General features: G+C 63.1%; 23 protein-coding genes. 10 read left to right on the top strand and 13 right to left on the bottom strand.

From position 1 onward, the window contains the following. The first annotated feature begins 1 nt into the window (after position 1). From NKJ81_RS17830 to NKJ81_RS17810, 5 genes are all read left to right on the top strand, one after another. Positions 2 to 1,108: a glycosyltransferase family 2 protein gene (locus tag NKJ81_RS17830; RefSeq protein WP_352541210.1), complete on the top strand. Its 1,107-nt coding sequence runs from the start codon at positions 2 to 4 to the stop codon at positions 1,106 to 1,108. Positions 1,109 to 1,114: 6 nt separating this feature from the next. Next, positions 1,115 to 2,143 carry a glycosyltransferase family 2 protein gene (locus NKJ81_RS17825; RefSeq protein ID WP_502904296.1) on the top strand — a complete coding sequence of 343 codons (1,029 nt, stop codon included), beginning with the start codon at positions 1,115 to 1,117 and terminating at the stop codon, positions 2,141 to 2,143. A gap of 9 nt (positions 2,144 to 2,152) precedes the next feature. Beyond that, positions 2,153 to 3,940 carry an ABC transporter ATP-binding protein gene (locus NKJ81_RS17820; RefSeq protein ID WP_502904295.1) on the top strand — a complete coding sequence of 596 codons (1,788 nt, stop codon included), beginning with the start codon at positions 2,153 to 2,155 and terminating at the stop codon, positions 3,938 to 3,940. A 1,064-nt stretch (positions 3,941 to 5,004) separates the two neighbouring features. Then, the gene (locus tag NKJ81_RS17815) at positions 5,005 to 5,223 is read left to right on the top strand and encodes a hypothetical protein (RefSeq protein WP_292659780.1); all 219 of its coding nucleotides are present in this window, start codon (positions 5,005 to 5,007) and stop codon (positions 5,221 to 5,223) included. Between the two features lie 111 nt (positions 5,224 to 5,334). Further along, positions 5,335 to 6,039 carry an SOS response-associated peptidase gene (locus NKJ81_RS17810; RefSeq protein WP_352541209.1) on the top strand — a complete coding sequence of 235 codons (705 nt, stop codon included), beginning with the start codon at positions 5,335 to 5,337 and terminating at the stop codon, positions 6,037 to 6,039. Here NKJ81_RS17810 and NKJ81_RS17805 read toward each other — a convergent pair. From NKJ81_RS17805 to NKJ81_RS17755, 11 genes are all read right to left on the bottom strand, one after another. Next, positions 6,036 to 6,296 (bottom strand): hypothetical protein, encoded by a 261-nt coding sequence (locus tag NKJ81_RS17805; protein ID WP_352541208.1) that lies wholly within the window; start codon positions 6,294 to 6,296, stop codon positions 6,036 to 6,038. The two genes, NKJ81_RS17810 and NKJ81_RS17805, sit on opposite strands and share 4 nt — an antisense overlap. Before the next feature lie 3 nt (positions 6,297 to 6,299). Beyond that, positions 6,300 to 6,560: a hypothetical protein gene (locus NKJ81_RS17800; RefSeq protein ID WP_352541207.1), complete on the bottom strand. Its 261-nt coding sequence runs from the start codon at positions 6,558 to 6,560 to the stop codon at positions 6,300 to 6,302. Positions 6,561 to 6,706: 146 nt separating this feature from the next. Then, positions 6,707 to 6,856, bottom strand: coding sequence for a hypothetical protein (locus tag NKJ81_RS17795; RefSeq protein WP_023677295.1), 150 nt, complete (start codon positions 6,854 to 6,856; stop codon positions 6,707 to 6,709). A gap of 3 nt (positions 6,857 to 6,859) precedes the next feature. Further along, on the bottom strand, positions 6,860 to 7,189 hold the full coding sequence (locus NKJ81_RS17790; RefSeq protein ID WP_352541206.1) for a DUF2934 domain-containing protein: 330 nt from the start codon (positions 7,187 to 7,189) through the stop codon (positions 6,860 to 6,862). Between the two features lie 128 nt (positions 7,190 to 7,317). Then, positions 7,318 to 7,953 carry a BA14K family protein gene (locus NKJ81_RS17785; protein WP_352541205.1) on the bottom strand — a complete coding sequence of 212 codons (636 nt, stop codon included), beginning with the start codon at positions 7,951 to 7,953 and terminating at the stop codon, positions 7,318 to 7,320. An 88-nt stretch (positions 7,954 to 8,041) separates the two neighbouring features. Further along, positions 8,042 to 8,803 (bottom strand): ABC transporter ATP-binding protein, encoded by a 762-nt coding sequence (locus NKJ81_RS17780; RefSeq protein ID WP_352541204.1) that lies wholly within the window; start codon positions 8,801 to 8,803, stop codon positions 8,042 to 8,044. Positions 8,804 to 8,840: 37 nt separating this feature from the next. Further along, positions 8,841 to 9,839 carry an ABC transporter substrate-binding protein gene (locus NKJ81_RS17775; protein ID WP_352472197.1) on the bottom strand — a complete coding sequence of 333 codons (999 nt, stop codon included), beginning with the start codon at positions 9,837 to 9,839 and terminating at the stop codon, positions 8,841 to 8,843. A 58-nt stretch (positions 9,840 to 9,897) separates the two neighbouring features. Further along, complete coding sequence (locus NKJ81_RS17770; RefSeq protein ID WP_352541203.1) at positions 9,898 to 10,746, bottom strand: ABC transporter permease; 849 nt, start codon at positions 10,744 to 10,746, stop codon at positions 9,898 to 9,900. Positions 10,747 to 10,786: 40 nt separating this feature from the next. Continuing rightward, positions 10,787 to 12,151, bottom strand: a complete 1,365-nt coding sequence (locus NKJ81_RS17765) for an LLM class flavin-dependent oxidoreductase (RefSeq protein WP_352541202.1) — start codon at positions 12,149 to 12,151, stop codon at positions 10,787 to 10,789. Positions 12,152 to 12,203: 52 nt separating this feature from the next. After that, positions 12,204 to 12,761: an FMN reductase gene (gene msuE, locus NKJ81_RS17760; RefSeq protein WP_352541201.1), complete on the bottom strand. Its 558-nt coding sequence runs from the start codon at positions 12,759 to 12,761 to the stop codon at positions 12,204 to 12,206. Positions 12,762 to 13,492: 731 nt separating this feature from the next. Continuing rightward, a complete protein-coding gene (locus NKJ81_RS17755) occupies positions 13,493 to 14,785 on the bottom strand; it encodes an Nramp family divalent metal transporter (protein ID WP_352541200.1) in 1,293 nt (430 codons plus the stop codon). A gap of 237 nt (positions 14,786 to 15,022) precedes the next feature. On the opposite strand from NKJ81_RS17755, the gene NKJ81_RS17750 reads away from it, so the two are divergent. Further along, positions 15,023 to 15,328 carry a hypothetical protein gene (locus NKJ81_RS17750; protein WP_023677305.1) on the top strand — a complete coding sequence of 102 codons (306 nt, stop codon included), beginning with the start codon at positions 15,023 to 15,025 and terminating at the stop codon, positions 15,326 to 15,328. 227 nt (positions 15,329 to 15,555) lie between these two features. Here NKJ81_RS17750 and NKJ81_RS17745 read toward each other — a convergent pair whose 3' ends face one another. Beyond that, positions 15,556 to 16,410 carry an aldo/keto reductase gene (locus NKJ81_RS17745; RefSeq protein WP_352501260.1) on the bottom strand — a complete coding sequence of 285 codons (855 nt, stop codon included), beginning with the start codon at positions 16,408 to 16,410 and terminating at the stop codon, positions 15,556 to 15,558. Between the two features lie 229 nt (positions 16,411 to 16,639). On the opposite strand from NKJ81_RS17745, the gene NKJ81_RS17740 reads away from it, so the two are divergent. The 4 genes from NKJ81_RS17740 to NKJ81_RS17725 all read left to right on the top strand — a co-directional run bounded on the left by NKJ81_RS17740 (position 16,640) and on the right by NKJ81_RS17725 (position 19,017). Then, positions 16,640 to 17,275 (top strand): ankyrin repeat domain-containing protein, encoded by a 636-nt coding sequence (locus tag NKJ81_RS17740; protein WP_352541199.1) that lies wholly within the window; start codon positions 16,640 to 16,642, stop codon positions 17,273 to 17,275. A gap of 145 nt (positions 17,276 to 17,420) precedes the next feature. Continuing rightward, positions 17,421 to 17,810 carry an ArsR/SmtB family transcription factor gene (locus NKJ81_RS17735; RefSeq protein WP_352501433.1) on the top strand — a complete coding sequence of 130 codons (390 nt, stop codon included), beginning with the start codon at positions 17,421 to 17,423 and terminating at the stop codon, positions 17,808 to 17,810. Further along, positions 17,807 to 18,340 (top strand): SRPBCC family protein, encoded by a 534-nt coding sequence (locus NKJ81_RS17730; protein ID WP_352501259.1) that lies wholly within the window; start codon positions 17,807 to 17,809, stop codon positions 18,338 to 18,340. The genes NKJ81_RS17735 and NKJ81_RS17730 overlap by 4 nt, the downstream gene beginning before the upstream one ends. A 101-nt stretch (positions 18,341 to 18,441) precedes the next feature. Then, positions 18,442 to 19,017 (top strand): dihydrofolate reductase family protein, encoded by a 576-nt coding sequence (locus tag NKJ81_RS17725; protein ID WP_352541198.1) that lies wholly within the window; start codon positions 18,442 to 18,444, stop codon positions 19,015 to 19,017. A gap of 64 nt (positions 19,018 to 19,081) precedes the next feature. On the opposite strand, the gene NKJ81_RS17720 is transcribed toward NKJ81_RS17725, so the two are convergent. Next, the gene (locus tag NKJ81_RS17720; protein WP_352501257.1) at positions 19,082 to 19,882 is read right to left on the bottom strand and encodes a class I SAM-dependent methyltransferase; all 801 of its coding nucleotides are present in this window, start codon (positions 19,880 to 19,882) and stop codon (positions 19,082 to 19,084) included. Positions 19,883 to 19,979 lie beyond the last annotated feature (97 nt).

The following is a 19,979-nucleotide window of genomic DNA, read 5'->3' as shown; positions in this document are numbered from 1 at the left end:
CATGGCTGCTGCTCCCTTGGTTTCCGTTCTGCTGCCGATCTACAATGCCGGACCTTATCTCGCCGCTGCGCTGGGCAGCGTCCTGCGCCAGGATTACGAGCGTCTGGAGGTCATCGCCATCGATGACGGCTCGACCGACAACTCGCTGCAGATCCTGCAGAAATACCGCCAGGCCGACAATCGCATCTCGATCATCTCACGCGAAAACCGTGGCCTGATCGCAACTTTGAACGAAGGCCTGGCCGTGGCGCGCGGCGATCTGGTCGCCAGGATGGACGCCGACGACATCGCCTATCCCCAGCGCCTGTCGCGGCAGGTCGCGCTGTTCAACCAGCAGCCTGACCTGGCCCTATGCGGCGCGGGTTTCGATACCTTGCTCGGCAACCGCATCGTCAGGGGTTCGCCCGATCCGATATTCCAGGACAATATCCTGCGAATACTGTCGATGTTCTTCACGATCTTCATGCATTCCACGGTCGTCTACAACAGGAAGGTCATCGAAGAGAGCGTTCTATTTTATGACGAAAGCTACAAGCATGCCGAGGATTTCGACCTGTTCAGGCGGCTGACCGACCGCTACCCGGCGGCCATGATCCCCGAAAGCCTGATCGCCTATCGTATCCATGACGACAGCGTGACCAACAGGCACAAGCGCGAAATGCGCAGGACCCATTTGAAGATCGTCGCCGAGAACCTCGAGCGCGAAGGGCTCGCACAAGAGACGCATGGCCTGCGCGACATCGGTGAGGTCCTGTCGAAGGGCACGGTTCGCCGTGCCGCCGAATGGATCCTGGCGCTGGAAGAAAGGATTTCGGCACTGCCGGCCGAGACGAGGCCGAGCTACCAGGCCGGCACGCTGAACCTGTTCTATTTCCTCTACCAGCTGATATCGGGGGAAAGGCAGCCGCTGCTGATGCACGAATTCCTGACGCGGACGGCGAAATGGAACCTCATCCGGCGGCGCGAGCAGTACGTGTTTCGGACCGGTGCCTTCGCGCCGCGCTTCAGTCTCGCCTCGATGTCGGTCACCAGGCGGGTGGATGCCCTGTCGCGGTATCTGCAGTCCGTGCCGGCCGCGGCGGTTTTGCCTTCGAACCAGTTGAGCTAGCAACGCATGTTCGTCAAATCGCACCAGGTCCAGCAGCGCGGCCGCTCGACGGTGCCGGCGGCCATGTCGCCGCGGCCGCAGCAAGGACCGGCGCCGGCGGTCAGCTTCATTGTCTGCACACGCGACCGTGTCGCCGTACTCGAGCCCTGCATCACCTCGATCCAGGCCGCGTGTCGTGCCCATGCCGACTTTGCCGCCGAGCTGGTGGTTGTCGACAACGGCTCGACCGACAGCACGGCCAAACGGCTGGCCAGCATCGCCGAACTGTCGGACATCCCGTTCACCGCCATTTGCGAGCCGCGACCCGGATTGGCGGCCGCGCGCAACGCCGGGCTGGAGCGGGCGCGGGGCCGCGTGCTGGTCTTCGTCGATGATGATTGCGCGGTCCACAAGGATTATCTGCGCGATCTGCAGCGGCACTATGCGGCCGGCGAACGGGTCATCCGCGGCGGCCGCGTCGAGATCGGCGACCCCCGCGACCTGCCGTTCACCATCAAGCGGTCGCTGGTGCGCGCGCGGCTTACGCCGGATGTCCATCCCGGCGGCTTCGTGCTTGGCTGCAACATGACGATGCATCGCGATGTCGCCGCCCGTATCGGGCGGTTCGACGAACGGTTCGGCGCCGGCGGCCCGCTGCGATCGGCGGAGGATACGGACTATCTGGTGCGGGCGGTGCTGCTTGGGATTCCGGTCGAATACGTGCCCGACATGACCATCTATCACCATCACGGCCGGCGCGACCGCAAGGCCATCGAAAAGCTGCATCGCGACTACAGCATGGGCAATGGCGGGCTTTGCCTGAAGCATATCCGCCACGCGCCGTGGCTGCTTCGGCATTTCTACTGGTCGATGAGGGCGGCCTTGCGCGAACTGGGGAAAGGCCCGCTGTTCGACCGTGAACTCAAGCTGTCGCACTGGCCGATCATCGGCATGAACTTGCTGGGCGCGGCCAAGTTCGCGGTGCTTTTGCTGGCGAAATCCCCCGCGACGACGGAAATGCGACAGGAGCAACAGGCAAATGCCGAGGCAAGGTGATCCGCCATCATGCGACTGATGCCGCCCAGCCTGCCGATGCTGCGCCGCGCGCTCGGGCAAAAACAGTTGCGCCTGCTTCCGGCCGTGGTGGTGCTCGGGCTGCTCAGTGCCGCGCTTGAAGGCTTCGGCATCGGCCTGATCATCCCGTTGCTGAACATAATCATGGGGCAGCAGGGGCAGACCGGCATGGCCGGCTTTTCCGCCGTCTTCCAGCATGTCGGATCGAGTTTGAGCGAGCGCGACCGCCTGATCGTCATATCCGTCGCGATTCTCGGCTCGATCGTGCTGAAGAACCTGTTCGCCTTTGCCAACACGCTGCTGACCACCTTTATCTATGGCAAGGCAAGCCATTCGATCCGCAGCGCGCTGTCGGAGCGGCTGCTGCGGGTAGGCTATCCATTTTTCCTGCAGCAAAGCCCCGGACGGCTGCTCAACATCATCTCCAACGAATCCTGGCGGGCCTCGGATGCCATCCAGATCATGCTGGGGGCAATCGTCAACGCGTCGGCCGCAATCATCCTCCTGACCTTCCTGCTGCTCCTGTCGTGGCAGATGACGCTGCTGGTGACGCTGGGCCTGGCGCTGGTCCAGGTCGCGCACGCCGTGCTGTCGGCCAATCTGAAGGCGCCGAGCCGCAGCGTCGCCTCCCGCAACAGCCAGCTCGCATCGCAGATGCTGCATCTGGTGCATGCCGGGCGGCTGATCCGCATTTTTGGCCAGGAGCGACGCGAGAAAGCGGCTTTCGACCAGGCATCCGACGCGGTGCGCCGGGCGGCCTTCGTGCTTTTAACCCGCCAGGGAGCGTTGCCGCCGCTGACCGAGGTTCTGCACGCCATGCTGTTCCTGGCGGTGGTGATCGGCGCCTGGTTCGCCAATGTCAGCTTCCCGTTGATCGTCGCCTTCGTCATCCTGCTCTACCGGCTGCAGCCCTACATGCGATCGTTGCAAATGGCCTGGAGCCAGCTGCAGGGCCTCAGCGGATCGCTGGAAGAGGTGACGTGGATGCTGGACCCATCCGACAAGCCAGCGCCGCCGCAAGGCAGCGCAGCGTTCCCCGGGCTCAGCCAAGGCATCAAGTTCGAGGACGTCACCTTTACCTATTCCGGCTCGGAGCAGCGCGCGGTGGTGCTGCATGCGGCGAGTTTCGGTATCCGTAGCGGCCGCTCGACCGCGCTGATCGGCCGGTCGGGCGCCGGCAAGACGACGATCGTCAACCTTTTGTGCCGCTTCGTCGAACCGGATAGCGGCAGGATCCTCGTCGATGGATCGCCGCTGGACCGCATAGACCCCGGCCAGTGGCGAAAGCACATCGCGCTTGCCAGCCAGGAGCTGGAGCTGGTCGACGGCACGATTTTCGACAACATCATCTACGGCCAGGACGCGGCCTCGGCCGATGACGCCGAGCGCGCGGCAAAACTGGCCGAAGCGCATGGCTTCATCGAGCAACTGCCGCAGGGTTACTGGACGGTCGTCGGCTACCGCGGCGTCAATCTCTCGGCGGGACAGCGACAGCGGATCGCGCTGGCCAGAGCGCTCGTGCGCGATCCCGATATCCTGATCCTGGACGAAGCCACCAATGCGGTGGACGGCCTGTCGGAAGCGGCAATCGTCGAGACGCTCAAGTCGCGGGCCGGCCGCCGCACTACCATCGTCATCAGCCATCATCGCAGCACCATCTCGTTCTGCGACGACGTCGTGATCCTGAGCCACGGCCGCGTGAAAAAGCAGGCGCCGTTCGCCGCGCTTGCGACGCTCAGCATGGACGAGCTTTACCAGCACGAGGCGCTGGAAGGCTGAGGGCGACCCCGCTGCGTGCGCGCGCTGGGAGGTCGTCTCGGATGTCAATTCAGGTCAAGCATCTCAGGGGCGAGGAAGACCTCCGCCATACGTCTCTACGGGGTTTCTGGGATGATGAGTGATCCCGAGCTTACCCGCTTTTCATCTGGAGCGTACAGAACCAAGGGTCCGCCTGCCAAATCCAGCAATGGCAGGCGGACCCTAATCAGCGCATGAAGGGACTGATTCTGCGCCGATGTCTCCTCGAGGAGGTGACGGCATCAACTGAAGACGGGCGCAGTTGTTCCCGACGCCGGCCGTACACAAGACCATTGCGCAGGCAGGTCAGACTTAGGTCCCTGTAAACGCGCATCGCTGGCTGGAGTGAACATCGGATCGGCTCGGTGGTAGCGAAACTTCGGCCGGAGATAGATGCAGCCATCGGGTCCCGGAGCATGACCGGCTCGGCGCTGATCATGGGCGGCGATCTATCCCCGCACGACTGATGCCGAGGGAATACGCATCCACCGGCGCCAGTGAAGTTGTCCAAGCGGTACGCAGCGGTCGTCAAGCTGTTGCTAATATGCAGCACAGGCAGCGCTCTATGAACGGCGTCGCTTGGAACCGCTACCTCCGATCAACCGTTAGTGTCACAATGACAAACCAAAAAGTGAGGCTGATGATGGACCCGCTGCAAAACAACACGTTGGAGATCTGGTGTCTTGCGGCCGTTCCGCTGTCACTACTCCTTACGGTGTTATTAGCCGGATTTATCCTTTAGCCGGACCCAACGAGGCCGGCTGCGGACCGGGGCCTGGAAGATGAAAATGCCGGCTATTTAGGCACGCTAGGCGTCGCGGACACCCCGTAGCACCAGGCCGTGGCAGCCTTTCCAACATTGCCATCATAATCGGCACTTTCGACCGGTCCGGTCCGCGGCGATTGCTCGCAGGCCCGTTGCGAGGGCGAGCATGCGAGCTCGTACGTTTTTTACACAATCTCTGATTGGTGGACTCGCCCGCCGCCATCGACGTTAATTTTGCGTTAGCGACAGGAGGGGGGAGATCGCTAAAGGGAGGAAGAAAATGAAAGAAAACTACGATCTGACGATCGACTACGACGACGAACCTTACGACAACAAGCCTTACGATCTAGCCACATTCGCAAGGAAGCACGGGCTCAACATTCGAGCCGCCGAGCTTCTTCTTTTCGCCAAAGGCCCGTCTCGAGCGGCCTGCGATGCCGCGGCGAGGGCTTTTCTCGCGGCAGTCGCCGCACAAGCTATGAGACAATCGGCGCGGTAAGTCTCACAAACCATTGCTGGCACGGCCTGCCGTGTCAGCAACCCGACGCACAGCGCTGGAAATTCCAGGCCGTTTCCAACAAGATGCCTGAGCATCCGGGAACGGCCTGAAATGTGCAATCTCTACAACATCACGACCAGCCAGGAGGCCATCCGCCAGTGGACCCGCGCCTTGCGCGACATCCTCGGCAATCTCGAACCCTCCATCGATATCTATCCCAACCAGCCCGGCCCTGTGGTGCGCAACGCGCCGGACGGCGAACGCGAATTGGCCAATCTGCTGTGGGGCATGCCGACGCCACTGGAGCGGGTCAAGGGCAAGGCCGACTACGGCACCACAAATATCCGCAATCCGCAATACGGCCATTGGCAGCAATATCTCGGCATCGAGAACCGCTGCGTGGTGCCCGTCACCAGCTTCGCCGAGCCCAGCCCGACGCCCGGCGACAAGGACCCCGAGACCGGCATTCAGCGCAACTACTGGTTTGCACTCGGCGAGGACCGCCCGCTGTTCTTCTTTGCCGGCCTGTGGACGCGCTGGCAGGGCATTCGCAAGGTCAAGGACGGCCCCGCCGATCACCAGGTCTATGGCTTCATGACGACCCAGCCCAACGCGCTGATCGCGCCGATCCACGAGAAGGCGATGCCGGTGATCCTGACCACGCCGGAAGAAACGGAGGCCTGGCTCACCGCGCCGTGGTCGGAGGCAAGGCACCTGCAGCGCACGGCGCCCGATGACGCGCTGGTGATCGTCGAAAAACCGGCGACACAGATCAAGTTTCCGCAGCAGGCGCCGGCGCAAGGCTCGTTGTTTTAGCGCTTGAATTTCTGCAGCACCCAGATGTAGCCCTTGGGCGGATGATCCTGGTCGATGAACTGCGTCTTCACCGTCGTGTCCTTGCGGCTGCATCGCCTGCACCTGAACCTGATCGCTTCCAGCGGCTTGTTCCAGCCCACCACCTGGGCCACGTCATTCGCCCTGAAGCGTCCGACATGGTAGCAATGACCGCACTCCACGATGAGCAGCATGTTGGCCTTGGCGGCACGCCCGACGCTGTCCATCGGCCCGGCCATGGCTCATTTCCGGGTCGAGTAATCCTCGGGCAGCGGAAGCAGGCCAAGCTCCGCCATCCGGTAATCGGGCTCCTTCTCCGCTACGCTGGCCAGCACCTCGTGCAATTTCTCGACAAGCCCGCAAAGCTGCCAGAACAGCTCGCCATGCGCCTTCAGATGCAGTTGCGACGACAGCACCGTCTTGCGCAGGCTCAAAGTGTCCCTGATGACCGCCTCCGCATCCCTCGCCGACAGCCTGTCGAACCGGCTTTTTCGTCTGCCCATCGCGGCTCTCCTCGATTTGTGAGCAACCGCCCCGCCTGCTGACAAATAGGAAGGCATTCCTCGCAGAGTCAATTCGCTCTTGACATTTTTGTTCCCGTTTTGTTCAATATCAACTAATGGAGGCACCGAAGCGACAGCACGCCGCCTCAATGCCTCTTGAAATACTGCACCTCACGTTCGTGCTTTTCGGCGGCCTCGCGGGTATCGAAGGTGCCGAGATTGCGGCGCTTGCCGGTCTTTTCGTCCTTCTTGCGCGAATAGAGGCGGTATTTTCCGTCTTTGAGTTTTCTGATCATCTGTCACTCCCCGAGCCGGTGCTTCCCCTTAAGGTTGCGCGCCGCTTGTTCGATAGCCGCCCTGTCGTTTCCCAGCCTGTCGATCAGCTCCTGCGCCTGTTCGCCCGATATGCCGGTGCGCACCGCCAGGGCCTCCACCGTCAAAACGTCGGAGCTCGCGACCTCGCGGGTTTCCGGCAGGGCATCGCCTGCCGTCAGTGGCAGGGCCGCCTCCCTGTCGATCTCGGCCTCGGCCCGGTGCCAGTGCCGCTCGGGATCGCCATGGATCCCGCCTTCGCGTTCCCAGATCTGGTATGCGCGCTCACGAATCTTGTCTTCCCGGTCGTCGCCCATGTTGATTTCTCCTTTGGGTATCGGATGAACGCCGCGCCAACCCGAATGATCCAAGAAATCTGCGTGATCGTTGGGTGGGGTCGCACAAGGCGCTATGCACTGCGGCCGCCAGCCACCCCACGGCCTGCCTACTCGCACTGCCTGCGCGGCCCGCCCGAATACGGCTGATAGCTGTTGTCCTCCGGTCGATATGACCGGTAGCGGCTGAAGCAGTATTGCACGTGGTCGAATGAGAGCTCGGCGGCGCCGGGTTCATCCGATGGCGGGTAGCCCTCCACCGACGACGTATCGCTCGCCTCGAAATAGCTGCCGTCATCGGCGGCGCCGGTGTCGAAATAGGGCGAGATGCAGGGGCGCTGTTGTCCGCTGTAGGACGTGTAGCGGTTGTCGTCTGGCCGGTAGGAGCGATAGCGGCTGGCGCACCATTCGACATGGGCGGCGGGTAGCGTCTGCTGCTCTTCCACCACCGGCTTGATGGAGCCGGTGGTGTCGGGTGTCGAAGCTGCTGCGGTGTCGGCGGGTTTCGCGGTGCGATCAACTTCCGAGGTGCGAACGGGGACCGGGCGGGCCGGGAGGCGCTCGAGGCGCTGCGAGGCTGGGTTCACCGGTCGCGGATCCTTGGCCCACAGTTCGGCGACGCTGGAGGCCGGGGCGGCCGGCCGTACCGGCTTGGCTATTAGAAGCCAGGTGGCGAAGGCGAGACCGCTGGCGAATACGGCGAGCGTCAGCACGAAGCCGCCAAAGATTGCGAACAAGGCTTTCATGCCGCGCTCCTTCGCCTCCCGGTTAAGGAAATGCGGGGGCGGGGAATCCGGTTCCAGGAAAGAGCGGGGCAGGGGTCTTAGGCGGCTTTCAGTGCAGGCCGAATTCGCGCAGCAATTCCTCGCGGTAGCGCACGAAGCGGCTTTCGCTGCGCTCGCGCGGGCGGGGCAGGTCGATGTCGATCAGCCGCGCCGCGCCGCCTTTCTCCTTGGGCAGGATCAGCACCCGGTCGGCGAGGTAGATTGCTTCCTCGAGGTCGTGCGTCACCATCACCATGGTGACGTTCTCCTCGCTCCAGATGCGCGCCAGTTCCTCCTGCATGCCGATCTTGGTCATCGCATCGAGCGCGCCCAGCGGCTCGTCGAGCAGCAGGATTTCGGGCTGCACGGTCAAGGCGCGGGCGATGCCGACGCGCTGCGCCATGCCGCCCGACAGCTGCCGGGGAACGGCATCGCTGAATTCGGCGAGGCCGACGAGCGCGATATAGAAGCGCGCCCGTTCCTCGGCCTCGGCCTTTGGCACGCCGCGCACTTCGAGACCGAAGGCGACATTGCCGAGCACGGTCAACCAGGGCAGTAGGCGCGGTTCCTGGAAGATCACCGCACGTTCGGCACCGACGCCGTGCACCGGCTTGCCGTCGATGGCGACGCCGCCGCTGTCGGCGGCCTCCAGCCCGGCAAGGATGCGCAGCAGCGTGGTCTTGCCCGATCCGCTGGCGCCGACGATGACAAGGCATTCGCCCGAGCGGATGTCGAGGTTGAGGGTCCTCAGAACAGCGAGCGAGCGCCCACTGATGCTGAACGATTTGGACAGGTCGCGTATGCTGACCTGACCGCCGCTTGTGCTGCTCATCGCGCGCGTCTCCCAACTGGTTGGTCGGTTGCCTTTGTCAGTTGGTCTTGGTTTCGCCCGGCCGGTAAAGGATGTCTGTTGCCTTCAGCTTGCCCTTTGGCAGGCGGCCGTCGCGCTCGAGCACGCTGACCCAGAAGTCGATGTCGCGGTCCGTCGCCTTGGCCCCCTGGCGCAGGCCGAAGCCGGTCCAGTAACGCGCCAGTTCGCCGTTTTCGCCGCGCTTGTCGAGGATTGTGGCGAGCACCTTGCGCGCTTCGTCGGGGTTCTGCAGCGACCAGTCGGAGGCGCGCGCCGATTGTTCGACGAAGTTGCGGGCGGCGTCCGGATGCGCGGCGATGAAGTCGCGCCTGAGCACGACGAAGCCGCCGGCCAGCTCGCCCAGCACGTCGGTGTCGTTGAACACGCCACGCACGCCGCCGTTGTCCACGAGGGCGCCGGCAAACGTCGCCTGCCAGTAGCCGAGCGCCGCGATGTCGACCTGACGGGAGCGCAAGGTCTGTTCGAGCTGCGGTCCGGGCACGACGACGAGATTGGCAGCATCCGGCGGCAGGCCGACGCTGTGCAGCGCCTCGCGCACGGTGTAGTCGAGATGGGCGCCGAGCGTGTTGACGGCGATGGTCTTGCCGGCGATGTCGGCGATCGATTTGATCGGGCTGTCGTCCAGCACGTAGAAGACGCTGCGCACCTTGCTGTTGATGCCGTTGCTCGGATAGGCGGCGACGAAGTCGTTGCCGCCGGAGATCGAGTTGATCACGGCTGCGGTTGCAGCCGAGCCGATATCGACGCTGCCGGAGGCCAGCGCAAACAATGATTCCGGGCCGCCGCCGGAATAGCCGACATTCTCGACCTCGATACCGAGGCCTTTGAAATAGCCGAGCTCGCCGGCCAGCTCATGCGGAGAGATGCTGCCACGGCTGGCGAGGGAGCGGAACTTCACTGGTTCCGCTTCGGCAAAGGCGAAGCGCGGCAGGCCCGCGGCGAGAAGGCCGGCGGCGAAGGGCGCGCCGGCAAGCAGGGAACGGCGGGAGATTTTCATGGTCCGGGTCTTTCCTGATTTGAGTTCTGGCCTGGTTGAGATTGGTAAGGGCGGGTGGTCAGTCGACGGCATTGCTCCAGCGGCAGAGCCGACGCTGCAGGCTGACCAGCGCCTGGTTTGCAATCAGGCCGAGGCCGGCGAGGATGACGATTGCCGCAAACATCAGCGGGATCTGGAAATTGTATTGCGCGTTCATCACCTGGAAGCCGATGCCCTTGTTTGCGCCGATCATTTCGGAAGCGATCAACAGCAGCAGCGCCGTGGTGGCGCTGAGCCTAAGCCCAACGAAGATCGACGGCACGGCGCCGGGCAGCACGACGCGACGGAAGACGGTGAGCTGCCTGGCACCGTAGACGCGGGCCATCTCCAGCAGTTTCGGATCGACCTGCTTGACGCCGCCGATGGTGTTGAGCAGCAACGGGAACAGCGTCGCCCAGAAGATGACGAACACCTTGGAGGCCTCGCCGAGCCCAAGCAGCAGGATAAATACGGGATAGAGCGCCAGCGCCGAGGTCTGGCGGAAAACCTGCAGGATGGGATCGAGCGCGGTTTCGACCGTGCGCACCTGACCCATGAACAGGCCAAGTGGGATGGCGACCAGCACGGCGGCCGCGAAAGCGAGACCGGCGCGCTGCAGGCTGATGGCGATGTCGCCGAGCAGAGTGCCGCCGACCAGCCCCTTCCAAAGTGCCGCGACAATCATGTCGATCGGCGGCAGCACGGCCGCGTCGACCCAGCCCGCGCTGCTCGACACTTGCCAGATTGCGAGGAAAGCGATGAGGACGCCGTAGCGCGACAGGAAGCGGATGCCCGCCCGGCCACCGAGGCGCAGGAAGTCCGTGCCGAGGCTTGTCGTGCTGTCAGGCGTGCCGAGGCTGGCGGCCTGTTCGATGTGCTGCAAGGTCATCGGGTTGCCTCCTGCTTGGAAAATATCGGGCTTCTCGGGATTATTCGGCGGCCAGCACCGCCGAGCGGGCGGCGGTCCAGGGGTTTTCCGGCCGCCTGAGGCCGAGGTTCTCGCGCAGGGTCCTGCCTTCATAGGCGGTGCGGAACAGGCCGCGGCGCTGCAGTTCGGGGATCACCAGCTCGACGAAGTCGTCGAGCCCGCCGGGCAGCCAGGGCGGCAGGATGTTGAAGCCGTCGGCGGCTTCGTTGCCGAACCATTCCTCCAGCTGATCGGCGACCTGCGTGGCGCTGCCGATGACGGTATAATGGCCGCGGGCCGTTGCCACCCATTGGTAAAGCTGTCGGATGGTGAAGTTGTGCTCGTCGGCAATCTGGCGGATCAGCGCCTGGCGGCTCTTCATGCCTTCGGTCTCCTTGCTCGGCGGCAGCGGTCCATCGAGCGGATAGCCGGTGATGTCGAGCGTCTGGCCGGCCAGCCCGTTGAGCAGGGCGACGCCGTCTTCGGGCAGGATGAGATCGTTCAGCTGCTGGTACTTGGCGCGCGCTTCTTCTTCGGTGCGGCCGACGAAGGGTGCCACGCCCGGCATGATCAGCACCTGCTCGGGATTGCGGCCGGCGGCCGTCACGCGCGCCTTGATATCGCGATAGAATTCCTGCGCCGACGCCAGGTTCTGATGGGCGGTGAAGATGACTTCCGCCGAGTGGGCGGCGAGCTTGCGACCGTCTTCCGATTGCCCCGCCTGCACCACGACCGGATGCCCCTGCACCGGGCGCGGCACGTTGAGCGGCCCTTTCACGCTGAAATGCGCGCCCTTGTGGTCGATGTCGTGGAGCTTGTCCTTGTCGTAGAAGCGCCCCGATTTCTTGTCGCGGATGAAGGCATCGTCCTCCCAGCTGTCCCACAGCGCCTTGACCGTCTCGACGTGCTCATGCGCGCGGGCATAGCGCTCGGCGTGGGCAGGCTGCGTCTCGCGATTGAAGTTGCGCGCGGTTTCGTCGCCGGCCGAGGTGACGACGTTCCAGCCGGCGCGGCCGTTCGACAGATGATCGAGCGAGGCGAATTTGCGGGCGAGCGTGTAGGGCTCCTCGTAGGTGGTCGAGGCGGTAGCGATGAAGCCGAGATGCGTGGTGAGCGGCGCCAGCGCTGCAAACAGCGTCACTGGCTCGAAGCCGGCGATCTTGGCATTGCCGCCTTCACGCGCGCCGAGGCCGACCGTCAGATTGTCGGCGAGGAAATAGGCGTCGAACAGGCCGCGCTCGGCGGTCAGGGCGAGCTGCTTGTGGAACTCGAAATTGGTGGCGCCGTCGGCCGGCGCCTCGGGGTGGCGCCAGGCGGCGATATGCTGTCCGCCGCCGGGCAGGAAAGCGCCCAGTTTGATTTGCCTGGATTTGGTGGATCTGGTCATCGCGGCGTGCTCCTGGACGGATCGGAAAGGGGATCTCGGGTCAGTGGTGCGTTCAGGCGGCAAGGCCGACGCCGTAGGGCACCCCGGTTACACGGCATGCCTCGGCGACCGCCTGCCGGGCGCGGGCGTGGATGGCTTCCGACACCAGCACGCCATTGGCAAAATCCTTGTCGGAGGCGTAGATCGCGGTCGGCACGGTCAGCGCCTCGAAGAAGCCGAACAGCGGCCGCAACTGGTGCTCGACGATCAGCGAATGGCGCTCGCCGCCGCCGGTCGCGGCGAGAATGACGGGCTTGCCCCTCAGCGACGACGGATCGAGCAGGTCGAAGAAATGCTTGAAAAGCCCGGTATAGCTGCCTTTGAAAGTCGGCGAGCCGGCCACCAGGATGTCGGCGCCCAGCAGCCGTTCGACAATGTTGCGCGCCACCGGGTCGAGGTCGCCGAGGCGCCTTGCCTGCGGCAGGGAAGCGCCGAGATCCTCGATATCGAAGACGGCCGAGGCCGCGCCGATGCTTTCGGCGGCCTGCCCGACGATGTGGCTGACGAACGCCTTGGTCTTCGAGGGCCGGGTCAAATTGCCCGACAGCCCCACCACGAGCTTTTTCGACATTCCTGGCTCCCTCTCAAGCGCTCTATTTTAAGATCTTGGGTCTAGCGATCTATGTTAAATCTAGAGAGTTTGTAGAATTAAGAGAGTGAGAAAATTTCAAAAGTAGCGCATTGGGCGAACGGAGTTTGCGGCACATCGCCCACAATTGGTTCATTCAATGCGCCGCAGCGCGCTGAAAACCCGCCACAGCGCCTTCAGCCGCGATGGCGCAGCGCGTCGGGCAGAGCGCATGAACCGGCCGGACATATAAGGCAAGTCGCCCTCGGACGCTCCCGGCGCGACGTCGAGGAACTATGTCCCGATACCACGATCCTCGACGGCCTAGCGGTCCTCGGGGAGGATGCAAGCGAGGCACAGGCCACGGCGCTGGAGTGGCTCCGCGGCATGCAGTGAGTCAGGCCAATTTGATTCAAATCCGGCTGTGGATATTTGCTTTTAGCTAAATCGAGGCGGTCATCTTGCCGGCGGGCGGGCAACAGGGAGATGCCTATGACAAGCGACTTTGCCGCCGCACACCTGCACCTTGAACGAGCCTGCCACTATTTGAGCGGCGAGGACGAGACGAGCCGCACGGCTCGTGCGGCTCTGGATCTCCTGATCGATGCAATTGTCGCAGCGCAATACAAGCGGCCGGTGGGAGATGTTGTGGAGTTTCCAAGGCCGGCAAAGCTGGGGCAATCCGCAAGCGGGAACGGGTAGTCCAACTGGCGGCGTCCCTTGTCCTGCCGGATTTACATGAACCAGGTTGCCACCAGGCCGATCGTCGCCGAGAAGATGGCGACGGTCGTTGCCCAGCCGAGTATGTTGGTGCTGCGGCTGTTAACCTGATCGCCCATGATCCTGCGGCTGTTCGTCATCAGCATGATGAGCAGCAGCAAGGGCGGTGTCGAGAAGCCTTGAACGATGCCGGACCAGACCAGCGCCTTCATCGGATTGAAGCCGAGAAAGTTCAGGCCAGCGGCGATCGCCGTAAAAAATCCGATGGCGAGGTAAAATTTGGGCGCCTCTCGAGCCCGGGCGTGCAGGCTGTTTTTCCAGCCGATGGCTTGTGCCACGTCATAGGCAGCGCCGGTGGTCATGACAGGAACCGCTAGGAAACCGACGCCGATCACACCTGCGGCGAACAGAACGCTTGCGGCCTGGCCGGCGAGCGGCCGCAGCGCCTCCGCGGCTTGCGCGGCCGTGTCGATATCGTGATGCCCCGCCTTGTAGAGCGTCGCCCCCGTCGACAGGATGATGAAATACATGATGAGATTTGAAAACATCATGCCGATGAGGATGTCCCGGCGCGAGCGGCGGAGTTCGCTCTCGGTAGCGCCCTTCCTTTGGCTGAGCGTTGTGCGCCCCTGGGCAATCTCCTCCTCCACCTCCTCATTGGACTGCCACGTATAGAGATAGGCGGACAGCGTCGTGCCGATGATGGCGACCAGGATCGACAGGAACTCGCGATTGAATTCGATCCTGGGGAGCAACGTCCCGCGCAGCACCGCCGCGGCGTCCGGCTTGGCCAGAATGGCGGCACCGACATAGGCGAGCAGCGCCAGCGCCAGCCAGCGAAAGATGTTGCGGATCAAAGTATAGGAGCCGAAAACCTGGAGGGCGAAGATGAGGGCGGCGACGAACAGCACGATCAGCGGAATGGGAAGCGGCACGAATATGTTGATCGCCGCCGCCATTCCACCAAGATCCGCCGCTGCCTCGATGGTGTTGCCGACGAGCACACCCAACAGCACCGACCAGAGCAGCCACCGCGGGTAGAAGTCCTTGATGACGTGGAACAATCCGCGCCCCGACACCTGGCCGAGCTTCGACGACAGATAGACAACCGCGTACATCATCGGCAACGTCACCGGGGCCGTCCAGAGCAGGTCGGGTCCGAAACGGGCGCCGGCACTTGCATAGGTGCCTATAGCGGAACAATCGTCGTCGGCCGCCCCTGTTATCAGGCCGAGGCCGAGCGCTCGTCCTATGCCGCCCTTGCCCTCCTTCGGTGGGATGGAATGATCGGAACCGGCCTGCCTCATTGCGACCGGACCGGGTTGCGAACGAAAGACGCGGCCTGCCATGCAATAATGGTAAGGATGGGTCGCGGCGCTGGTCTCATTTTGCTTCCTTCAACAACTTGCCCAAACCCGGCGTGCCATGACTTGTTCCGCGACGACCGGACAGGGGTTTTGTCTCAGGCAAAAAAAGTTCAGGTTGACCACTTCCGAACGCGAAGCGACTATCCGTTCGAGGCGAAGATCGCAGGAGGAAATGCAATGGACGAGCCCGGTCAGTGGCGCCACATGTCGAGCGCGCCAAGGGACGGCAGCAGAATCCTTGTCACGGTTCGGCCGTCCGAGCAGGGTCCGGCCGAGGTCGACATGGCTTACTGGGCCCGCGCCGATCAGTTCGGCAGCGAAGGCTGGCGCGCCTCCGACTCGTCTCCAGGACGCATCGTCGAATATGCCGAACCCGAACTGAAGTGCTGGATGCCGCTGCCGTCGGCCAATCTCAGCAAGGGATCGATGCCGAGCCCCTGGGAGGGCGAAGATGTGCCGCTGGTGGATGGCTCCGGGATATGAGCTAGCGGGAAGGTAGTTTTGATCGCTGGCGGGACAACGCCTCCCTCTGTCCTGCCGGACATCTCCCCCACAAGGGGGGATTGGCCCTCATCGCGGCCTTCGCTAATCTCCGACGCTGCAAGAAGGGCGCGGCTATTGAAGCTGCCGATCTCCCCCCTTGAAGGGGAGATGTCCGGCAGGACAGAGGGGGTGTGAAGGAATGCCAACGTCCCGGTTGGCCCGCCTCGTTAGAACAGGAATGCGGCCGTGGCGGGGTTCGGGCCGGTGCGGCCGTCGGGCGAATCCATGCCCCGGATAAGCTCGAGGTCCTTCGCTTCCAACTCGAAATCGAAGACATCGAAATTGGCGGCGATGCGGTCCTGGTGGATCGACTTTGGAATGACGATCAGCCCTTCCTGAAGGTGCCACCTGACGATCGTCTGCGCCACCGACTTGCCGTGTTTCCTGGCGATACTTTCAAGCGTCGGATCGCTCAACAGCCGGCCGCTGCCCAGCGGGCTCCAGCTCTCAATGCGGATGTTGTGCCTGTCGTGGAATTCACGTTTGTCACGCTGCTGGAAGCGGGGGTGGAGCTCGATCTGGTTGACGGTCGGCGTGACGCCGGTCTCGCCGATGATCCGTTCGAGGTGGTCCTGGTTGAAATTCGAAACGCCGATCGACTTGATCCGGCCTGATTGCCTGAGTTCGATCAGCGTCTTCCAGGCCTCGACATATCTGTCCTGGCTGGGCACCGGCCAATGGATCAGGAACAGGTCGATCTGTTCGATGCCGAGCTTGCTCATCGTCTCGTCGAAGGCGCGCAAGGCGGCGTCGCGCTGATGCGCGCCATTGCGCAGTTTCGAGGTGATGAACAACTCGCTTCCCGGGACGCCGGCCGAGCGGATCGCCTGCCCGACACCTTCCTCGTTCTGATAGCCTTCGGCGGTGTCGATCAGCCTGTAGCCGGCCTCGATTCCCCAGCGCACCACCTTGGCGGTGATGGCTGGATCGACCTGCCACACGCCGAGGCCGATTTGCGGAATGGCGGAGCCGTCGTTCAATCTGATTTGTTCAGGTCTATTCAGTGTAATCTGTTCAGGCATGTTCAGGTCCTTCTGCATCGTTCCGCCCGGCGCAGGCTCTATCTAGTCTGAATGGCCGCCAAAGCCAGTCGATATCAGGAGAATGTGAGGAGACGGACGTGAAGCGCTGATCCTCCGCTTCGGGCCGACAGCTCTCTGCGACCCACGGACTCCAGGGAACTCTATACAGGACGACCCCACTATCGCGGATTCTGTGGTATTCTGTGGACGATCCGAGGAGGCGACTGCGTTGACCAACAGCTTGGAAGCCGAAGGGGCAAGAGACTGGTCGCCCCTGCTGGTCGCGGCAGAACAAGGCGATGCGGAGGCGGTTCGATCGGAATTGGCGGCTGGCGCCGACATCAATCAGTCGGACGACGGCGGCTGGTCTGCACTTCACCTTTCAGCCCTCAATGGCCGCACAGCTGTGGTGGAGGCGCTGATCGAAGACCCGGAAATCGACGTGAATGCCAGAAACAAGTGGAAGAGCACGCCCTTGAGCCTTGCGTCGGCCAAGGGACATTACGCGTGTATCTCAGTCCTCGTGAGACACCCCCAAATAGAGATCAACGCGCGAGCTGACTACTACGGCAGAACGGCTCTTATCGAGGCGGCGAAGAACGGGCATCTCGAAGTCGTCAAGTTGCTCGTGGAGAATGGCGCGGAAGTAAATCTGACCGACAAGACGGGGAGAAACAACGCGCTCATCGAGGCTATCAAGGGGCGGCACTACGAGATCGCGGAATACCTGCTGGATTCTGGGAAAGTGAGCTTTATCAACAAAGAGATGAGGCTAAACGCCCTGATCTGGGCTGGCAGCTGCCACAACCCTCAGCTTATCGAAAAGCTGGAAGCCGCGATCCAAAGTTTCTTCGACGGCAAATAAGGGCCTCGCCCTTACTGTCGCGGGGCGCGTCCCTATCTCCCGTCACGTCGACGCGCTCGGTGGCGCAAGCGGCCCCGCGGCGCTTCGCATAAATTATTCAACCAAATGGTTGACTATCTCAAAGCGCGCGTCTATATTCAACTACATGGTTGAATTAGAGACACCCCAGATGGACGCGGTTTTTCACGCCCTTGGCGACGCCACCCGGCGGCACATGCTTCGCGATCTCGCCGATGGCGAGAAAACGGTAAGCCAGCTGGCGGAACCCTTCGCGATGTCGCTCGCGGCGGCCTCCAAGCACATCAAGGCGCTGGAGAACGCAGGGCTTATTCGTCGAGAGGTGAGGGGCCGCACGCATCTGTGCCGACTAGCCCCTGGACCGCTGGCCAGCGCCCATCAGTGGCTCAGCTTCTACGAGCGCTTCTGGACCGGTCGTCTCGATGTTCTCGAACGCCTTCTTCGCGAAGAGGACGCACGCAAAGCCCAGGATGAGTCCAGGAAATCGCCCAACCCGAATGAAGGAGACGAGCAATGAACCAGATGAGAAGCATCGACGCCTATGGCGAGCTGAGCGAGCCCGCCACGTTCACCATCCAGCGCCTCTTGCCCGGCCCCATCGAGCGCGTCTGGGCCTATCTCACCGAGAGTGACTTGCGCCGGCAATGGATGGCCGCGGGCCAGATGGAACTGAAGGCCGGCAGCTCGTTCGAATTGGTCTGGCGTAACGACGAGCTGACGGACCCGCCTGGCCAGCGCCCCGCGGGCTTTCCCGAAGAGCATCGTATGGAGGGCCGGATCACCGAACTCGATCCGCCGTCCAAGCTTTCCATCACCTGGGGAAACACCGGCGGCGTCTCCTTCTTGCTGGAGGCGAAGGGTAGCGATGTGCTGCTCACCGTCGTTCATCGCCGCCTGCCGGAACGTGCAATCCAGCTCAACATCACCGCCGGCTGGCACATCCACCTCGACCTGCTGGCCGCCCGCCTGGCGGGCAAGACGCCGACCTCGTTCTGGGACGGCTGGAGCCACCTGCGGGAAGAATACGACCGCCGTCTGCCGGCCTGATGTAACTCGCGGCGGCTATCCCTGAGGTCGCCGCCAGCAACACGAAGCAACGCTGAACCGATGAAACGTGCTTGCATCCCGCAAGCCTGATGGAGGAAGTCATGCGCAAATTGATCGCTGGAATGAAGATTTCCGTCGATGGCAAGATGGAGGGGCCCGAGGGTTACGCCGATTGGGTCGACGCGTGGTCGGACGAATACGGCCTGACGCCGCAAATCGATGTCTGCCTGCTTGGCAGCGTCATGTATGCCGGCTACGAGCGCTACTGGAGCGCCATCCAGAACGAGCCCGACAAGCCGCTGCCGATGACCGGCAAATTGCCGAAGCCGGCCGAGCTAGAATGGGCCCGCTTCGCCGCGCAGACGCCGCATTATGTGCTGTCGAACACAATGACTTCGGCGGCCTGGCCAAAGACGCGCTTCGTGCGGAATTTCGAGGATATCGCTGCGCTGAAACAGCAGCCCGGCAAGGACATCTACCTTATGGGCGGCGCCCGAATTACCGCGAGCCTTATCGATGCCGGGCTGGTCGATGAACTCAGGCTGATCGTCTATCCGCTGCTCGCCGGTGACGGAAAGGCGCTGTTTGGGACGGCGAAAAATCGTCGTGGGCTCGAACTGCGCAAGGTCGAACAGCTTTCGGACGGCCGCGTCGGGCTGGTCTATGGGATCGGCTAAAGCGCGTCGCGTTCGATCGGCCTCATGCGACGCGCTTTTTTCGCGGCATGCATTAGCGCCAAGGTCAGGCAACGACGCCGCGGCAGGCCCAGGCGACATTGGCAAAGGACCTCGGGCCATCGGGCCGGCCGGCCTCGTAGGCGTCGCGCATGGCGGCGTCGGTGCGCGCCCGCTCTTCCGGGTCGAGCGCGGCCACATACTTGCCGAGCGGCCCTTCGCCGGCGGCAATCGGCGCCCAGTAATCATCGAAGTTTTGGTAGTCCATGCGGATCATCAACTGGGTTTCCGTAACGTCGCGGAGACCCTGTTCGACAAAGGTCCGTTTCATTTCACCCGGCTGCATCATCGGCTGCGTGCAATAGCGGGCACGCAGCTGGCGTCCGCCTTCACTGAGCACCGCCACCGTGTCGATCATCATGCGCATCCCCGGCATGCCGCCGAGATGGTCCCATACCGTCGCCGCGACGACGCCGCCCGGCCGCACGACGCGGCGCATCTCGGCGACTGCCTTGCCGGCTTCGGGCACGAAATGGAGCACGAGCAGGGCCAGGGCACGGTCGAACGCGCCGTCCTCAAAGGGCAGGGCGCAGGCATCCGCCTGACGGATTTTTATCCGCGGATCGGTGTTGCGCCGGATTGCCTCCTCCACGAAAACGGCCGAAAAGTCGATCGCCGCGACCTCACCGAGGTCAGCGGCCTTGGCGAGCGCGAAGGTCAGACTGCCGGTGCCGCAACCGACGTCGAGGATCTTTTCGCCGTCCTTGAGGCCCGCGAAACCGATGAACAGCGGCGCGAGCTTTTGGCTCCAGCGGCCCATGAGCTGCTCATAGCCGGCAGCATGGTGAACGTTGAAACTTGAAGTCATCGAACCCTCCCTTAGCATAAGCTAAACCTCGACACAGCGATTGCCAAGGCGGGCGAGCATTCGTCCACCTCGGGGAGCCGTTGGCGAAAGCTAACTT

This window comes from Mesorhizobium sp. M0018 (genome assembly GCF_040323955.1).
Taxonomy (GTDB): domain Bacteria; phylum Pseudomonadota; class Alphaproteobacteria; order Rhizobiales; family Rhizobiaceae; genus Mesorhizobium.
The sequence above is the reverse complement of the archived record's forward strand: the minus strand, read 5'-3'. Positions and strand labels throughout refer to the sequence as shown.

Bases quoted from the DNA above. Each gene is read 5' to 3' on its own strand.
- NKJ81_RS17785 (WP_352541205.1), bottom strand. From the start codon at position 7,953: ATGAAAGCCTTGTTCGCAATCTTTGGCGGCTTCGTGCTGACGCTCGCC.
- NKJ81_RS17830 (WP_352541210.1), top strand. From the start codon at position 2: ATGGCTGCTGCTCCCTTGGTTTCCGTTCTGCTGCCGATCTACAATGCC.
- NKJ81_RS17810 (WP_352541209.1), top strand. From the start codon at position 5,335: ATGTGCAATCTCTACAACATCACGACCAGCCAGGAGGCCATCCGCCAG.
- NKJ81_RS17790 (WP_352541206.1), bottom strand. From the start codon at position 7,189: ATGGGCGACGACCGGGAAGACAAGATTCGTGAGCGCGCATACCAGATC.
- NKJ81_RS17750 (WP_023677305.1), top strand. From the start codon at position 15,023: ATGGACGAGCCCGGTCAGTGGCGCCACATGTCGAGCGCGCCAAGGGAC.
- NKJ81_RS17820 (WP_502904295.1), top strand. From the start codon at position 2,153: ATGCGACTGATGCCGCCCAGCCTGCCGATGCTGCGCCGCGCGCTCGGG.
- NKJ81_RS17770 (WP_352541203.1), bottom strand. From the start codon at position 10,746: ATGACCTTGCAGCACATCGAACAGGCCGCCAGCCTCGGCACGCCTGAC.
- msuE (WP_352541201.1), bottom strand. From the start codon at position 12,761: ATGTCGAAAAAGCTCGTGGTGGGGCTGTCGGGCAATTTGACCCGGCCC.
- NKJ81_RS17730 (WP_352501259.1), top strand. From the start codon at position 17,807: ATGAACCAGATGAGAAGCATCGACGCCTATGGCGAGCTGAGCGAGCCC.
- NKJ81_RS17805 (WP_352541208.1), bottom strand. From the start codon at position 6,296: ATGGCCGGGCCGATGGACAGCGTCGGGCGTGCCGCCAAGGCCAACATG.
- NKJ81_RS17795 (WP_023677295.1), bottom strand. From the start codon at position 6,856: ATGATCAGAAAACTCAAAGACGGAAAATACCGCCTCTATTCGCGCAAG.
- NKJ81_RS17755 (WP_352541200.1), bottom strand. From the start codon at position 14,785: ATGAGGCAGGCCGGTTCCGATCATTCCATCCCACCGAAGGAGGGCAAG.
- NKJ81_RS17725 (WP_352541198.1), top strand. From the start codon at position 18,442: ATGCGCAAATTGATCGCTGGAATGAAGATTTCCGTCGATGGCAAGATG.
- NKJ81_RS17800 (WP_352541207.1), bottom strand. From the start codon at position 6,560: ATGGGCAGACGAAAAAGCCGGTTCGACAGGCTGTCGGCGAGGGATGCG.
- NKJ81_RS17720 (WP_352501257.1), bottom strand. From the start codon at position 19,882: ATGACTTCAAGTTTCAACGTTCACCATGCTGCCGGCTATGAGCAGCTC.
- NKJ81_RS17780 (WP_352541204.1), bottom strand. From the start codon at position 8,803: ATGAGCAGCACAAGCGGCGGTCAGGTCAGCATACGCGACCTGTCCAAA.
- NKJ81_RS17815 (WP_292659780.1), top strand. From the start codon at position 5,005: ATGAAAGAAAACTACGATCTGACGATCGACTACGACGACGAACCTTAC.
- NKJ81_RS17765 (WP_352541202.1), bottom strand. From the start codon at position 12,151: ATGACCAGATCCACCAAATCCAGGCAAATCAAACTGGGCGCTTTCCTG.
- NKJ81_RS17745 (WP_352501260.1), bottom strand. From the start codon at position 16,410: ATGCCTGAACAGATTACACTGAATAGACCTGAACAAATCAGATTGAAC.
- NKJ81_RS17775 (WP_352472197.1), bottom strand. From the start codon at position 9,839: ATGAAAATCTCCCGCCGTTCCCTGCTTGCCGGCGCGCCCTTCGCCGCC.
- NKJ81_RS17735 (WP_352501433.1), top strand. From the start codon at position 17,421: ATGGTTGAATTAGAGACACCCCAGATGGACGCGGTTTTTCACGCCCTT.
- NKJ81_RS17825 (WP_502904296.1), top strand. From the start codon at position 1,115: ATGTTCGTCAAATCGCACCAGGTCCAGCAGCGCGGCCGCTCGACGGTG.